At 62.9% G+C, this 17279-nt stretch carries 9 protein-coding genes and 1 tRNA gene; 5 read left to right on the plus strand and 5 right to left on the minus strand.

The features are described from left to right. Positions 1-9: 9 nt before the first annotated feature. Entirely contained in the window at positions 10-981 is a 972-nt protein-coding gene (locus BW940_RS13795) for a succinylglutamate desuccinylase/aspartoacylase family protein (RefSeq protein ID WP_076609803.1), read from the minus strand. 142 nt (positions 982-1123) lie between these two features. On the opposite strand from BW940_RS13795, the gene BW940_RS13800 reads away from it, so the two are divergent. Then, positions 1124-1642: a peptidylprolyl isomerase gene (locus BW940_RS13800; protein ID WP_076609804.1), complete on the plus strand. Its 519-nt coding sequence runs from the start codon at positions 1124-1126 to the stop codon at positions 1640-1642. 83 nt (positions 1643-1725) lie between these two features. Here BW940_RS13800 and BW940_RS21085 read toward each other — a convergent pair whose 3' ends face one another. Beyond that, entirely contained in the window at positions 1726-1881 is a 156-nt protein-coding gene (locus BW940_RS21085; RefSeq protein WP_143823902.1) for a rubrerythrin-like domain-containing protein, read from the minus strand. 627 nt (positions 1882-2508) lie between these two features. Here BW940_RS21085 and BW940_RS13805 point away from each other — a divergent pair. The 3 genes from BW940_RS13805 to BW940_RS13815 all read left to right on the plus strand — a co-directional run bounded on the left by BW940_RS13805 (position 2509) and on the right by BW940_RS13815 (position 4069). After that, on the plus strand, positions 2509-3459 hold the full coding sequence (locus BW940_RS13805) for an oxidoreductase (RefSeq protein ID WP_076609805.1): 951 nt from the start codon (positions 2509-2511) through the stop codon (positions 3457-3459). Positions 3460-3560: 101 nt separating this feature from the next. Continuing rightward, complete coding sequence (locus tag BW940_RS13810; protein ID WP_076609806.1) at positions 3561-3899, plus strand: ferredoxin; 339 nt, start codon at positions 3561-3563, stop codon at positions 3897-3899. Between the two features lie 86 nt (positions 3900-3985). Then, positions 3986-4069 (plus strand) — tRNA-Leu (locus BW940_RS13815). Between the two features lie 108 nt (positions 4070-4177). On the opposite strand, the gene BW940_RS13820 is transcribed toward BW940_RS13815, so the two are convergent. The 3 genes from BW940_RS13820 to BW940_RS13830 form a co-directional block, all read right to left on the minus strand. Continuing rightward, positions 4178-5314, minus strand: coding sequence for an ATP-binding response regulator (locus tag BW940_RS13820; protein ID WP_076609807.1), 1137 nt, complete (start codon positions 5312-5314; stop codon positions 4178-4180). A gap of 89 nt (positions 5315-5403) precedes the next feature. Then, on the minus strand, positions 5404-7182 hold the full coding sequence (locus tag BW940_RS13825) for a sensor histidine kinase (protein ID WP_076609808.1): 1779 nt from the start codon (positions 7180-7182) through the stop codon (positions 5404-5406). 77 nt (positions 7183-7259) lie between these two features. Beyond that, a complete protein-coding gene (locus BW940_RS13830; protein ID WP_076609896.1) occupies positions 7260-8084 on the minus strand; it encodes a winged helix-turn-helix transcriptional regulator in 825 nt (274 codons plus the stop codon). Positions 8085-8363: 279 nt separating this feature from the next. Here BW940_RS13830 and BW940_RS13835 point away from each other — a divergent pair, with 279 nt between their 5' ends. Beyond that, on the plus strand, positions 8364-17204 hold the full coding sequence (locus BW940_RS13835) for a right-handed parallel beta-helix repeat-containing protein (protein ID WP_076609809.1): 8841 nt from the start codon (positions 8364-8366) through the stop codon (positions 17202-17204). The last annotated feature ends 75 nt before the right edge of the window (positions 17205-17279 follow it).

The raw sequence follows: 17279 nt of genomic DNA on the forward strand, positions 1-17279 counted from the left end.
CGCTGCTGGTCACGCCTCGCGGACCAACGCGACGCTTGCAAGCTGGTCGCCCGCGACGACGGTGGCCTCCTGTGTGAGGACGTAGAGCAGGCCGCCTCGATCAGTCACCGCCTCGTGGAGTGGGTCGTACGTCGTCGGATCGTACACCGTTCCGACCGTCGTCCCTTCACTGACGAACTGGCCGACCTCGAGCGTCGGCTCCGGACGGAACAGGCCAGATTCAGTGGCAGTTACCTGTCCGAGATGGTTTCGAGCGACCGTCTGGTCTCGCTCGGTGATGTCACCAGGTAGCATCCCAAGGTACCGGCAGACGTCGAGCAGCCCGTCGACACCGATCTCGACGACGGCCTCGATGATCTGCTTGTTGTGTGCGAGCTCGGGCGTAATGGCCGGGATTCCTGCGTCGGCACCGGCGACACGCAGTTTGCCCGCGAATCCGCGCCGGTGCCACTCGTCTCTGGCGTCGTCGTTGGCCCGTTCAGAGAGTAAGAGACCGGTTCCAAACGCTTCCGCGAGCTGTCGAGCATCGTCGTCACCCTCCTGATAGACGACGTGGGGAAGCATATCCGGGCTACCCGTGTGAAGATCGACGATAGCATCTGCCTGGCTGATCTCCTCCCAGAGCCGGGCGGCCATGCGCTGGTGGAGACTCCCCTCAGCGTCGCCGGGCCAGATCCGGTTCATGTTCGGATTGACGCTATCGAGTACCTCCGGCGTCGTATAGGAGACGCGATCGAACGTCAGCGGGTTCGCGACGGGAACGGTGACGACGGTTCCCGACAGCTCCTCGAGGGGCAGTCGCTCGTGAAACCGTCGGAGCGCTTCAGCGCCGTTGATTTCGCGACCGTGCTGGGCACCCTGAACGTAACAGGTCGGCCCGTCTTCGACGCCGTGATACCGGTGAATCGTCGTCGTCACCGCCATGCCGGAGGGGAGCCGTGCGAGCGTGACCTCCTCTGCGGTATGCGTCCCAGTGCTCATGCTCGGTCGTTCCACGGCCGGTAATATGTACCTGCGGCCGCCTCGTGTCGCTCGAGGCCGTCGTGTCCGGGCTGTGACTTCCTGAGAGCCGCCGCAACTCGAGACCACTATCGTTTTCTGTCGGCCCGCCGTCGCTGACGCTATGGGAAACGTTACTGCGACCCTTCACACCAACAAGGGAGACATCGATGTCGAACTGTACGACGACCGCGCACCGCGGACCGTCGATAACTTCGTCGGCCTCGCAACTGGTGGCAAAACCTGGACCGATCCCGAGTCGGGCGAAGAAGTCGAGGGCGAGCCGCTGTACGACGACGTCGCTTTCCACCGCGTCATCGAGGGCTTCATGATTCAGGGCGGCGACCCGACCGAAACCGGTCGCGGCGGCCCCGGCTATCAGTTCGACGACGAGTTCCACGAGGAACTGCGCCACGACGATGCGGGGGTTCTGAGCATGGCGAACTCCGGGCCGAACACCAACGGCTCGCAGTTTTTCATCACGCTCGACGCCCAGCCCCACCTCGACGACCGCCACTCCGTCTTCGGCAAAGTCACTGACGGCATGGACGTCGTCCGCGAGATCGGCTCCGTCGACACCGATCCGAACGACAAACCACGAACGGAAGTCGTCCTTGAGTCGGTTTCGGTCAACTACGAGTAACGCCACCGCTTGGCGTTTCGAGCGAGTCCCCGTTTTTGGACCGAAACAGCACGACTCGAGCAGCCGGTCTCGCGGGCGGACGACTACTCGACTGATTTCGCTCGGTTGTGGAAATCACCGCCACAGGCCTCGCATTTGCCGGGATTGGTCTCGGCCGTGACGATTTTTCCACACTGGAGACACTCGTACTCGGATGTGATATCTGACGTGTCGTTTTCGACGTCTTGACCGTGAGGCATATCATGGTATTAGTTCGCCAGACACAAAAGACTGCGTGTACTGTGTGACCTCCTCCTTGCCGTAAACGGCAAGGCTTCCCACGGCACCGCACCGCTGAGTTGGGATATTTACTGGTTTACGACCTGTCGGCATGACAGGCCGATGGCGTTCACGAGAACGGAGTTCTCGTGCAGCCCATCAGAAATCAAAGATTTCTGAGGACGGGGCCACACCGCCGTTACTCCTATCCCGACATGGGACTCGGAGTTATCTTGTACCGAGACACCACAGCGGTTCGAGATGAGTGTCTCGAACGTTCTGGTTCTCGGAGTCCCGATATTGTGCATTTGAGTGGGCGGTGTGACCGCCTCGGTGTATGTCATGCTACGACAGAATGAAACTTAAATATCCGTACTGCTGCAAAACGTGGACTGTGTAGGCGTCGTCGGATTCACGCCCGTCCTGAAGGACGAGATTCTCTCCTCGAAAAAGATAGTAACCGTCACGAACGCTGTCCTGATACGGACTGCTGTCACTGTGTCTACGACGGTTGCTGCCATCCAGAACAGACAGCGCCGACTCCCTGCCCGCCGTCGTGGAGTACCGCGAACAGTATGCTTAGTTGTGTCGCACCCGTTCGCACACGCATGGGCTGGACTGCCGCCGACATTCCGGAGCAACGAGACCGCACAGCCATCGTGACGGGCGCAAACAGCGGCATCGGCCTTGAGACCACCCGCGAACTCGCCCGAAACGGTGCGACGGTCGTCATGGCCTGCCGGGATACCGACCGTGGCGAGGACGCAGCACGGGATATCCGGGTAGACGTCCCCGGTGCAGACCTCCGCGTCGAACCATGTGATCTGGCGAGTCTCGAGTCGATTCGCGCGTTTGCAGACCGTCTCGGCGACGAATCGACCGACGTGCTGATCAACAACGCCGGGACGATGGCGATCCCGCGCCGGGAGACCGCCGACGGGTTCGAGACCCAGTTCGGCGTCAACCATCTGGGTCACTTCGCGCTCACGGGGCTGGTGCTCGACGACCTGCGGACCGATGGCTCGGAACCGGCACGCGTCGTCACCGTCTCGAGTGGCCTTCACGAACGCGGCGAGATCGCGTTCGACAACCTTCACGACGAGCGTGGCTACGACAGGTGGGACGCCTACAGTCAGTCGAAACTCGCGAACGTGCTCTTTGCGTACGAACTCGAGCGACGGTTTCGCGCAGGCGGCGTTAACGCGGTCAGCGTCGCGGTCCACCCCGGATACGCCGATACGCAACTGCAGTCACGCGGCGTCGAGGACCGTGGCCGTGTGATTCAAGCGGCAACGCGGGTCGCGAACACGGTGCTGGCACAGCCTGCCGAACAGGGTGCACTGCCGACGCTGTACGCCGCGACCGCGCTGGACGTCGAGGGCGGGGCGTACTATGGTCCTGGCGGATTCATGAATATGCGTGGTACTCCTGAGCGGCAGGCGTCGTCGGACCGCTCGTACGACCGCGAGACGGCCCGCCGGCTGTGGGCCGTCTCGAGCGAGCAAACCGGTGTTGCGTACGCCCTTCCCGAACCGACGCTCGCAGAACGCTCGTCGTAACTACAGCCGCTTGCCGTCGGCCTCGTCTCCGGTGCTGTCACAGCCACGCGTGGCGCTGCTCGACCGTAACGCGAAAGACCACAGCGACGAATCCCTCCTCAATGAGCGACGACGGTATCCAGCGCGCGAGCGACATCGGCTCGTCGGATGCACCACCGATCGACGAAAAGCCCTACAAGCTCATCTTCGAGGCCAACAAGTGCTTTGGCGCTGGCAAGTGTGCTGAGGTCAGCGACAACTGGGAGCTGTCGATCACATCGGGGCTCGCCCAGCCCACCACGTACTTTTTCGGTGAGGACGACCTTGACCACAACGTCCGTGCGGCGGAGGTCTGCCCGGCGAAAAAAGACGATGGCTGTATTCACGTGATCGACCGCCGAACCGACGAGGAGATCGCACCCGACCCACACGGTGACGGGACGTTAAGTGTTGACTGGTAACTCACCGATAGCCGTCCGTGTGATCGCCGACATCGACATCGAAACGCACATTCCACGTGGGGTACTATCCTCGAGTGCACTTCTGTGCGAGGGTAGCCAAGCAGGCCAACGGCGGTGGGCTTAAGACCCGCTCCTGTAGAGGTCCCTGGGTTCAAATCCCAGCCCTCGCATACCGACTCGAACAGACCGTGAGTGGTGACTTCTCCATCTGGATTAGAATCAGACCAGTCACAGCCCGTGATGGGTGCTGTGTTTGAACGGGAGTCACTCGAGTCCGGTCAGCGCTCGGCGACGCCACTCGGGTCGTCCGTGGGGGCTCGTTTGAGGTGGATCGACACAGTCGTCCCCGGGGTGTCGTCCGCGATCGAGATCTCGCCACCGGCCTGATCGATTACCGTCTGCACGAGATAGAGGCCGACGTTCACGTCCGGCCCTTCGTCGATCCGACGCTCGGAAGCGGCGAGAAACGCCCGCTGTGTGCGCGGGAGGCGGATAGCTTCGCCGCCGATCGAGACAATCACACGGTCGTCGTCCGACTCGAGTGCAACGGTGATCGTCGGCTGGGGGCCGTCGGCGTGACGGGCGAGCGCCGAGAGGAGCTGGGCGATAGCGGTCGAGAGCAACGGCGTTCCGAGGACCGGTACCGGGCGTCGATCGGCCGATGCGGGACGGTACTCGATGTCGACTGCCGGCAGTCTGTGCCGTGCTTGTTCGAGTTCGGTCTCGAGGACGGCCTCGAGGTCGAGAGACGCAGTCGTCGCTTCGACGTCGGTCTCGAGTGCTGTCGCCACGTCGGCTGCCATGTCCACGCACTCGACGACGTTTTGGGTGGCACCCCGCATCGATTCGAACGCCGCCGTCCCGTCCGGAGTGACCTGCGGCTCGAGCACATCGGCCCAGCCCAGCGCGACGCTCAGTTCGTTTCGGATGTCGGTCCTGAGGAGCCGACTGAGAACGGCGAGTCGGTGATTCGTTTCCGAAAGCGTTCGTTGCTGGTGCTTTCGCTCGAGTCCGTAGCGAATCGCTCGGTGGATGAGCGCGGCGCTGAGGTGTGCTTTCTCGAGGTAGTCCTGAGCCCCCCGCTGGATCGCTCGCGCACCGATGTCGCCGCCGTCGCGTCCGGTCAAGACGATGATCGGCACGCCCGGGGCGTGTGCTGTGACTGCGCTGACGGTGTCAAGACCGCGGCTGTCGGGCAACTGGAGATCGAGCAGGACGACGTCTATGCCGTCGTCCGTGAGCACCTCGAGTGCATCGCCGAGGCGTTCGACGCGGTCGAGTCGGCTGATCTCCGCGGCAATATCGCTCCGCTCGTGCCGATCGCGGCGGTGCTCGAGCACCAGTCGTTCGATGTAGCGCGCGTCGTCGTCGCTGTCTTCGACGAGTAACACCGCCAGTGGCTCGCCTGCAGTCATCGGCCTGACAGCCACCCCCTCCGAGAGTCGAGTTCGGCGACTGTCGGTCGAATCCCCCTCATTAGGCAGCCGGTTCGAACTGAACCGGGCTATTTCTTTCGACCCGACGGGCCGTCGGGAACGGTGACAGCGACTGTCGTTCCGACATCAGGTGTCGAATCGATCTCGATCGTTCCGCCGTGGCGATCGACGATTTTCTTACAGATCGCCAACCCCATTCCGGATCCCGACGCCGTTCCAGCGCGGTCGGCCCGGGTAAAGAGCTCGAAGACGTACTCGAGGTCGTCCGGCTCGATCCCGACGCCATCGTCTTCGACGGTCACCCGCCACCCGTCGTCGGCTCGCGTCGCAGCCACGTGGATCGTCGGGGGCCCGTCGCTCGAGTACTTGAGTGCGTTCCCGATCAGATTCTGAAACAGCTGTCGAAGCTGGTGTGGAACACCCCACACTGTCGGCAGCTCGTCACGGGTTACGGAGGCGTTTCGATCGTCGATTTCGAATCGATACGCGTCGATGACATCGTCAAGCACTCGGTCACAGTCGACCGCCGTCCACTCGTCGTCGACCGACCCGATCCGAGAGTACGCAAGCAGGTCGGTGATCATCTCCTGCATTCGATCCGTGTTCTTTCGTGCAACCTCGAGGAGTTCGGTTCCGTCGGCGTCAATCGCCGATCGATGTTCACGTTCGAACAAGGCGAGATACTGCTCGGTCGTCCGCAACGGTCCTCGAAGATCGTGTGAGATAACACCCATGAACGCTTCGAGTTCGGCGTTCGATCGTCTGAGCCGATCGATCGTCGCCTCGAGTTCGGCCTCGAGCTCTCGGGTTGCCGTGATGTCGCGAACGATGATCGACCGACCGATGCGTTCCCCGCGAACGTCGTAGACAGGAGCCGACGTGAGTTCGAGCTGTCGACGCTCGCCGCGACGCTCGTCAACGAGTTCGCCCGTAGCTGTCTCGCCATCGGAACCGCGCTCGAGGGCCATGGCGTGGTCGGGACGCAGCGTGTCGAACCGTGTGCCGATCGCGTCCTCGGAGAGTCCAAGCAGGTGTTCGGCGGCGTCGTTCAGATCGACAATGCGGTCATCGCGGTCGGTGACGATCACTCCCTCCCGAAGGTTGCCGACGACGATGTTGCGGGCGACCGGTGTCAGGTCGAGCAGCCGGTAGTAGTAGATCGCGATAAAAAACCCGATGCCTGTGATGGTGAAACTGAACGGGGTGAGATCGAAGTTAGGAACGGGTGTAAATCCGGCGTGGTGGATCGCGTTCGTCGCCATCGGTAGGGCCGCACCGACTAAGAGCAGTCCGACTTGTCGCCGGTAGATCCGCGGTGACCAGATCGATAGCTGGACGAGCAAGACGACGCCAGCGATCATGAGCGCGTATCCGTACGCTGCGTGCGCATAGAACACCGGTCCGAACTCCTGACGGAAGATCAGAAACGACGCGTCGGCGACAGCTTCGACGCCCAGCGGAACCCGAACGAACCGGTGGGCCTCGTTCGTAAAGACGAGCACGAGGTAAACGGCGGGAACGACCGAGAGCGCCCCGATCGTACGGCGTGTCACCCAGTGGCCTCGCCCGGTAAACTGGAGTGCGAAACAGAACCACGCGACAGGGACGATTGCAACGCCGATATGGACGATATTCGCCCAGAACAGTTTCGTCGCCACGGTCGCCCCCGCGAGTTGGAGCGCGTACGCGAACGCCCACAGCGAGGTGGCTGCCATGAGTGCGGCGAACGGGACTGCGCCAGTCGCATCCCGGTTGTTCCACGCGTACGTTCCGATCGTCCCCATGACGATCGCTGCTGCCACGAGGATGGGCGTAAAGGCGGTCCACTGCCACTCCCAACCGATCATCGAGAACACGGTCCTGGGTGGAGCTACCGTGAGAAATAGCTTAGCCGTTCTGCCGTTCCGCCGGTCGATTCGGTGACTCACTCGTCACTCGAGGACGACGAGAGCTGGTCGAGCCGATCACAGAGTATGTGGTACTGCTCGCTCTGTTCGAGGGCAGCAGCGGTGTACGCCGCCTCGAGCGCGGTTCGTTTCTCGAGCAGCGCGTGATACGTCCGTTCGGTCGGGGGCTGGCCGACGCGCTCGAGTTGCGTGTTGACCGTCTCGAGAAACGTCGGTTTCGAGACCGGCTTCCGAACGATCGTATCGCAGCGAACGTCAACGAGGTCGAGTCCGGGTCGGTCGGCGGTAAGCAACACGGTCCGACAGGCGTTGTTTGCGTGCCGAGCGAGTTCGTCGACACGTGCTGGTCCCTCGGCGGCGAACTGTCGGTCGTAGACGACGACGTCGATCGTGTGGTCGAGCGCTTCTCGGAGCGTCCGCTCGTCGTGGACTCCGTAGACGATCGCCTCGGAGTCGAGCCACTGCTGGTAGAGTTCCGTGAGCCGCGAATCGCGATCGGCGATCACGATTTTAGGCTTGGAGGCGTTGAGATGGTGATCGCCCCAGCCCGCGAGCGTCTCGAACACCGGCTCTAACTCTGCGCCGGCGTCGGTGATGTCGTACTCGACGCGAAGCGGTGATTCGTTCACGACGATGCGACTGATAAGCCCGTGTTCGCGGAGTGACTCGACGTTTTGGGAGAGGACCTTTCCCGAGATGCCATCCAGACTGTCGTGAAGTTCGTTGAACCCGAGCGGGCCGTCGTCGAGGAGTGCCATGACGATTCGCGGATGCCACTTCCTCGAGAGCAGCGCCAATACGGCGAGCGCGGTTTCGTCGCGAACACCACTCGCGGCCGTCATCGTCTGGTACACGTGGGAGGAACGTGATATACTCCCCGATACTGGAACTCTGACCGAGTGAGTCGATCGCAAGCCAACCGAGAACTGACACGAAATGAGCGTGGAGTCCGGGATGCGGTCGGGGTGTGATGGCGGAGCGTGGTCACTTACCTCGGGGTAACCTGAACGGTTACCATCGAGTCAGCGCGAGTATATATTTATAAATATATAACAACTATTATGAGTCTGCTAGAGTGGAAGTCACGTTTTTCTCAGGTCCGTACTCGATCGTTCGCCGTCGTGCTCTCCGTTTTACTCGTCACGTCCATCATGGTTCCGTTCGTGGCTGTTGGTTCTACAACAGGTGATGGCGACGGATCGTCGCTCGAGCAGCTGGCTGGCCTCGAAGCGACGAGCGATCATGGCACATGTGTCGTTGCAGACGAATCTATTCAGGACGCAATCGACGCTGCCAGTCCCGGCGAGACGATCTGCGTCGGGGACGGTACCTATCAGGAAGCGCTGTTCATCGACAAAGACGATCTGACGCTCATCGCATCGGATGGGTCACAGCCGGTACTCGACGGAAGCGACGGCGTGTTCGGTCACGGTATCCACGTTTCGGGTGCGACGGGCGTCACCATCGACGGAGTCGTCGTTCAGGGGTTCGAAGAGATCAACGGCTTGAGCGGGATCGGGATCTATCTCCAAGACGCTCACGAGGCAACGGTTCGCAACACCGAGGTTCGAAACAACGACGGTGGCATCCTCAACTGGAACGGCGACGACGTCACCATCGAATCGAACACGCTGACGAATAACGCACAGGGGAAGGTGTCGAATGCGTTCAACAACGTCCACGGCGGGATTCATCTGTCCGGTTCCAGCGGGAACACGATCGAGAACAACGACGCGAGCGGGAACCACGAAACCAACATCTACGTTCGGAATTCCGACGATGCGACCGTCCGCGGAAACACGGTCACAGATGCGCCCCAGGGACAACAGGGAAGCATCTACGTTTACGGGTCGACAAACGCGCTGATCGAGGCCAACACGGTCACCGACAACGTCGGCGGCGACCTCCGACGCGGGATCGGACTCAGGACGGCCGATGGCCCGACCGTCACCGACAACCATCTCGAAGGGAATCAGGGAACCGCCCTCCACGTACGCAGTTCAAACGATGTGTCCGTCTCGGGGAACACGATCACGAACAACCAGAATACTGGGCTGTTCGTGACGGGGTCCGCGACCAACACCGTTCTCGAGGGGAACACCGTCGACGGGAACGACGGGCACGGGATTCGTGTCCAGTCCGACGGCGTCATCGTCCGGGACAACGATATTCTCGAGAACGAGCTGTCGGGCGTGTCGGTGAGCGAGGCGCGAGAAGTCATCGTCCGGAGCAACGTGATCGCAGACAGCGACAACAGCGGCGTGGCTGTGTTCGGATCGACGTCGACTGCGGCGCGTAATGGGCTCATCGAGGGGAACACTGTCTCCGGAAGCGGCGGAGACGGGATCTGGATCAGCGGGCCGCGGGACGTGACCGTCCGTGGCAACGACGTGACGACCAGCAGCGAACACGGCATCCACGCGATCGACGCCGAGAGCGTCGTCATCGACGAAAACGACGTGTCCGGCAGCCAGCGAAGTGGGATCAAAACGGACGGCGCGGTGAACGTCACCGTCACGAAGAACACGGTCACCGCCAACGCCGACACGGGGATTCTCGTCCGGGATACGGTCTCGGACACCCGAGCGATGGCAATCAGTGAGAACACCGCCACGGACAACGTTGATGGGGTTCGTCTGGAAGGGAGCAATCTCGAGAACGTGACCGTCGAGGCAAATCGTCTCGAGGAGAACACGAACGGGGTGACTATCGCGGACACCCCCTCCAGCCAGGACGCGCTTAGAATCAACGAAAACGTCATCCAGAACAATGCCAACAGAGGAATTAACCACGAAACTAATCAGCTGATCGACATCACGAGCAACTGGTGGGGTGATGCGAGCGGGCCGAGCGGCGGCGCGGTCGACCGTGAGACCGGGGCGGTCGCTGACGGGTTGGGCGATTCGATCGAACACGACTCGCATGACGACCGCTTCTGGTTCGATCCGTGGCTCACGACCGACGTGGGCGGCGAATCAGACCCAGTCGGCGCACAGTTCGACATCGAGATCACCGACACGAACGAACCGATAACTGCCGGTGAGACGCTCGTCGTCACGGCCACCGTCACCAACATGGGTGATCAGTCCGGAACCGAAACAGTCGAACTCATTGCCGACGACGGCGCGACCGGTCTGGATAGCACCGAGGTGACGCTCGGGGACGGCGAGAGTGAGCCGATCGACCTCTCTTGGGAGACGACTGGGGACGACACCGGCGTCTTCGATCTCTCTGTCGTCTCGCCGTACAGCGCGGATACGGTGATTGTGACGGTCGACGCTCCGTCCGCTGGGGCGTTCTTCGCGGTGACGATCGACGACACTAACGAGCCGATCGCGGCGGGAGACACGCTCGAAGTGTCCACGACGATCGCCAACATTGGCGATGCGGAGGGCACACAGACCATCGAGTTCGTGGCGTTCGACGGAACGACGGTCGTCGATTCCACGTCGCTGACGCTGGCGGCTGACGCGACCGAAACGCTCGTTCTCAGTTGGTCGAACGCGCCGGACGGAACCGGCGACGTGACCGTCCGAACCGAGGACGATAGCGACGGCCGCACGGTCGCCATCGGTGCGGCCACCGCCGTCGAAATCACGAGTTGTCGCGTCATCGACACAGCGGGTAACTACGTGCTGTCCAGCGACCTCAGCGGTGACGACACCTGTATCACGATCACGGCGAGCGACGTGTCCGTCGACGGCGGTGGGCACACGATCGCTGCGTCGAACGCGACTGGAAACGATTGGGGTGTCCACGTCACTGGCGTCGACGGACGGGTTGAGAACGTCTCCGTCACGAACCTCGTTCTCGAGGGGTGGGGCAACGGTGTGCGGTTCCGAAACGTCGATGACAGCGAGCTATCGAATGTCGTCGTCGAGAACGGCTCTACGGGCGTAGTCCTGTCGGCCTCACACGGAAACACGCTCAACGACCTCACGATTCGAGACAACAACCGACGGGCGCTGTCGCTGAGCTCCAGCGACGACAACGTGGTGAGCGACGTGGAGGCGACCGGCAACGAGGCGGCCACGACGTTCAGCGGCCGCGGGTCGGTGTATCTGTTCGGCTCATCGAACAACGAGTTCGAGGACGTCGTCGTCACCGACGGGCGCTCCGGTGTTCGGATCTCGTTCAGCACTGGCAACGAGTTCGTCGGCCTCACCACGGAGCGCCACGCGAACTACGGCCTCGAAGTACAGAGCAACAGCAACACGTTCACCGATGTTGTCGCGAACGACAACGGCTGGCACGGGATTCAGGTGAACACGGCGAGCTTCAACGCCTTCGAGAACGTCACCGTGACTGGTACCGATGGGAGTGCGGTCCGACTCACCGGGATCGGATCGGGGAGTACGCCCCAGAACAACGTCTTCGAAAACGTCTCCGTGACCGACAACGACGGGGCGGCAGTCTCGCTCAGCGTCGCGAATTACAACACGTTCCGGGACCTGACAACGGCCTCGAATACCGGATCGGCGGTTACCTTCGTGAGCAGGGCTGAAGGTAACCTCGTCGAATTCGGCGAGATCGGTCACGGAATTAACACCGCTGTCAACTTCGGTTCCGACAGCGTCGGGAATACGGTCAGGGAGGTGTCTCTTAACGGGACCGGAACGCCGTTCGTCTCACAGGACGGTGGCCCCAACAACGAGTTCGACCGCGTCGACATCGACGGGACGGTCGTCTCACTTTCTGCCCGTGGTGTCGGAACGTCGCAAGTGTCGCCGAGCACGCTCCCCGCGGACTCGACCCCGCTCGGTTCGTTCCTCCGAGTCACGCCGCACAGCTCCGGCACGACTCACGTCGAGCACCTCCGGTTCCATTACGAGGCCGCCGACGTGGAGTCGCTTGACGAGAACGCGCTCGCGATCTGGCGGCTTGTGGACGGCGAGTGGATCGCGCCGACCGATGCTACGTACGTCACCGGCGTCGACACTGACCAGCAGTACGTGTTCGCGACCGGCATCGACGAGAGCCACCTGTCCGCGACGTTCGGTGTGTTCGCCACAGGGAGTTCGACGGATCCCGGTGACGGCGATAGCAGCGGCAGCAGCGGTGGCGGCGGTGGTAGCGGCGCGGCCACGCCGGCCGACCCCGAACCGGAGCCCGATGCCCCGTTCTTTACCGTGAGCATCGTCGAGACCACGTCGCCGGTAACAGCGGGTGAAACGCTCGACGTGACCGCAGTCGTCGAAAACGTCGGTGCCGAAAACGGGACCGGGACCGTCGAGTTGCTCGCCAACGGCGCGGTCGTGGACTCGGCGTCGACCTCGCTTTCCGCTGGCGACGAGGTGGCGATCGAGCTCTCGTGGGCGACCACTGCCGACGACGTGGCCGAAACGAGCACGCTCGAGGTGCGCAGTGACGACGACGCGGCGACCGCCGTCGTTACCGTGAATCCGGTGGACGAGGATGCCGAAATCGTCCTCTATGGCGCTCGCGCACAGAGTGACACCGTGGACGTCGGCGACACGTTGACCGTCGTCGGGGACTTCTACAACCTCGGGACGACCGGCGGCGAGCGAACCGTGACGCTGTTCGTCGACGGCGAGGCAGTCGACGACGCGACGGTGACGGTCTCGCCGGGACTGGCTCGTGGCGCCGCAGAGCTCACGTGGACGCCGACCGAGGACGACATCTCCGACGGGGCTGCAGAGACGGAGTTCACCCTCTCGCTCGACGGATTGCTGGTCGGCACCGTCACGGTCGACAATCCGTACTCCGACATTCAGGTGATCGCGGCGTCCAGCTCGTCAACCGAGCTCGTCGCCGGTGAGGAAGCGTACGTGGTCGGGAGCATCTATCAGGCGGGGACCATCGCGGGCAGCGAGACGTTCGACCTGGTTGCCGAGAACGTCGACACCGGTGAGGAGATCGTCCTCGGGAGTCAGGAATCGCCCGAACTCGCTCCCGGCTTCTACTACCTCGGTGCGCTCAACGTCTCGTACGCCATCGACGAGCCGGGCACCTACGACCTCAGGCTGGGTGATCGCGATGCAGGCTCCGTGGAGGCCGAAGCCGCCTACTCCGACGTGAAGGTGATCGCTGCATCCACCTCCGAGATCGAATTGGTCGCGGGCGAGGAGGCGTACGTCGTCGGGAGCATCTACCAGGCAGGGACCATCGCGGGCACCGAAACGTTCGACCTCATTGCCGAGAACGTCGACACCGGCGATGAGATCGTCCTCGGGAGTCAGGAATCGCCCGAACTCGCTCCCGGTTGGTACCACCTCGGTGCGCTCAACATCTCGTACACGATCGAAGAGGCTGGCACCTACGACATCACGCTCGGTGATCAGTCGGCAGGGACCGTTGAGGTCGAAGCCGCCTACTCCGATATTCTGGTTATCGGCGCGTCGACTTCCGAAGTCGACCTCGTTGCGGGCGAGGAGGCGCACGTCGTCGGGAGCATCTATCAGGCAGGAACGATCGAAGCCGGCGAGACGGTCGACCTCGTCGCTGAGAACGCTGAGACGGGCGAGGAGATCGTCCTCGGGAGTCAGGAATCGCCCGAACTCGCTCCCGGCTTCTACTACCTCGGTGCGCTCAACGTCTCGTACACCATCGATGAGGCGGGGACCTACGATCTCAGGCTGGGTAATCGTGATGCAGGCACCGTCGAGGTCGAAGCCGCCTACTCCGATATCACCGTCATCGCCGCTTCCTCGTCCGTCGTCGAGTTCGTCGCAGGCGAGGAGGCCTACGTCGTGGGGAGCATCTACCAGGCCGGCACGATCGAAGCCAGCGAGACGTTCGAACTCACCGCCGAAAACGTCGACACCGGCGAAGAGTTCGTCCTCGGGACGCAGGAGTCGCCCGAACTCGCCCCCGGCTACTACTATCTCGGCGCGCTCAACGTCTCGTACACCATCGACGAGGCAGGTACCTACGACCTCACGCTCGGCGACCGTCCGGCCGGCACCGTCGAGGTACTCCCCTCTAATAGCGACATTCGCGTGACCGCAGCCAGCGTCGAAGAGATCGAACTGGTCCAGGGCGAGACCACGTTCGTAACTGGTAGCATCTACCAGGCCGGGACGGACGACGGGCCACAACGGATCGTCCTCGAGGAGCGGAACCTGGACACGAACGAGACGCGGATCGTCGGGGAGCAGACCGTCTCGCTGCAGCCTGGCTTCTACCATCTCGGCGCGCTCAACATCTCGTACGCGCCCGAGGCCGCGGGCTCGTACGACCTCACGCTCGGTGACCGCGTCGTCGGGACCGTCGCCGTCGACGAGGCCATCACCGACATTCAGGTCGTCGGCGCATCCGTCTCGGCGGTCGAACTCGTGGAAGGCGAGGAACTGTTCGTCACTGGCAGCCTCTATCAGGCGGGCACCGTCGCGGGCAGCCAGACCATCGAACTAACGGCCGAGAACGTCGACACCGGTGAGGTCGCGGTCGTCGCCAGCCAGGAGACGGGCGAACTCCAACCCGGATTCTACCATCTCGGTGCACTCAACGTCTCGTACACGCCGGACACTGCAGGCACGTACGAACTCACGCTCGGCGATCGGTCGGCTGGTACCATCGAGGTCGAAGCCGCGTACTCCGACGTGCAGGTGATCGCTGCGTCCACCTCCGAAGTCGATCTCGTTGCGAGCGAGGAAGCGTTCGTCACCGGGAGCATCTACCAGGCTGGCACCATCGCGGGCAGTGAGGCCGTGGACCTCGTCGCCGAGAACGTCGAGACAGGAGAGGAGGTCGTCCTCGGTAGTCAGGCGTCACCCGAACTCGCTCCCGGCTGGTACCACCTCGGCGCACTCAACGTCACGTACGCCATCGACGAGGCTGGCACCTACGACCTCCGGCTGGGTGACCGCCACGCCGGCACCGTCGAGGTCGAAGCCGCCTACTCCGACGTCCAGGTGATCGCCGCCGGAACCTCAGCTGTCGACCTCGTCGCGGGCGAGGAGGCGTTTGTCACGGGCAGCATCTATCAAGCGGGAACGATCGTGGACAGCGGAACGATCGAACTCACCGCCGAGAACGTTGATACCGGTGAGATAGTCGTCCTCGGCTCTCAGGAGTCGCCCGAACTCGCTCCCGGCTGGTACCACCTCGGCGCGCTCAACGTCTCGTACGCCATTGACGAGCCGGGCACGTACGATCTCAGACTGGGTGACCGCAATGCCGGCACCGTCGAGGTCGAGGCCGCCTCCTCCGACATCATCGTCATCGCCGCCGGAACCTCAGCTGTCGACCTGTTCGCTGGTGAGGAGGCGTTCGTCACGGGAAGCATCTACCAGGCTGGCACGATCGCGGGCAGCGAGACGGTCGACCTCGTCGCCGAGAACGTCGAGACAGGAGAGGAGGTCGTCCTCGGCTCTCAGGAGTCGCCCGAACTCGCTCCTGGCTGGTACTACCTCGGCGCGCTCAACGTCTCGTACGCCATCGACGAGCCGGGCACGTACGACCTCCGGCTGGGAGATCGCGACGCGGGAACCGTCGAGGTCGAGTTCGGTACTGTGGACGTCGACATCGTCTCCGTCGACGGGCAGGGAACCGGCTTCGACCTGGAGACGGGCGAGCCGCTCGTGTACACGAGCCACAGTGCGACGGTCGCCGTCCACGTCAAATCCGACGTTCCGCTTGATGAGGTGACGCTCCTCGTCCAGTCCCGCGAAACCACGTACGCTGTCTCGGCAGCCGGAACCCATGTGACGGGCGACCGCTGGACCATCGACGTGCCGCTGGCCGACGTTCCCGACGATGGCCGCTACGGGCTCACCGTCGTCGCCGTCGACGCCGGTGGCACCGGCGACGCGGCGGTCGCCGAAGAGGTGCTCGTGATCGATCGCAACGGTCCCTCGATGTCGGTCTCGGTCGAGAACGTCGACAGCAACGACGCGACGGTCGTCGTCGTCGACAGCAACGAACCGCTCGAGGAGCTTTCGTCGGTCACCGTCGAACTACCCACTCAAGACGGCTCGACGTCGACCGAGACGATTACGATGATTCAGGCCACCGACACCCAGTTCATCGGCACACTCGAGTTCGAGGAGTCGGGCGAGTACACCGTCACCGTCGTCGGCGTCGACCACGCGGGCAACGAAGGGACCGACACTGCGTCGGTCATCATCAACACCGGCTTTACGCTGAACGACGGCGAGATCATCATCGACAAATCGGGAACCTCGATCGCGTTCGAGGTCGCCGACGACGCCGACGAGGCGATCAACGCCCAGGAGCTGTTCCTCGCACTGTCGGAAAACAGCATCAACCCGAACGTCGGCGGCGGCGACCTCGGCGTCGGCTTCATCACGGCCAAGTTGGACAGCTTCCTCGAGTACCACCTCGAGGAGGGGACGATCGAGCACGCGACGATCTCGATGGCAGTCGACGAGACCGCCGTTCCAAGCGGTTCCAGTGTTGCCGACGCACAGATCCACTACTACGATCAGTCCGCGAGTCAGTGGGACCCAGTCGACACCACTGTCGAACAGGTCGGCGATCAGCCGTTCCTGGTCGCCGACGTGACCCACTTCTCGACGTACGGCGCGTTGATCGCCGACGAGGAGCCGCCACAGCTCGTGTCTGCCTTCCCGACCGACGGGACGACGCTCAAGGCAACGACTGAGGAGCTCACCGTCCGATTCGAGTACGCCGACGAGCTATCGGGAGTCGATGTCGGCGACGTTCGGTTGGCCGTCGACGGCATCGACGTGACGGGCGACGAGGGCTCGAGTATCACGTCGTTGGCGGCCGAACACACGATGGCCGTCGAGGCTGGCGGCTCCTACACCGTCTCGGTGACCGTTGTCGACGTCGCCGGAAACGCCGCAACCTACGAGACGACGTTCGACGTGGCCGGCGAAGACGACGAGAGCGATGCTGATGAGAACCATGCGCGCAACGACGAAACCGGCGACGACGGGACTCCCGGATTCGGCGTCTCGATGACGTTGCTCGTGGTGCTGGTAGCCGCACTGTTCATCGCTCGCCGACGCCGTTGATACGGACTACTGTACGTCGTTTCCGGTGCAACCATAATCGTCCTGCAAGCTTCACCGGGAAACCGTTACAGCAGA

The sequence above is a fragment of the Natronorubrum thiooxidans genome, assembly GCF_900156475.1.
GTDB lineage: Archaea > Halobacteriota > Halobacteria > Halobacteriales > Natrialbaceae > Natronorubrum > Natronorubrum thiooxidans.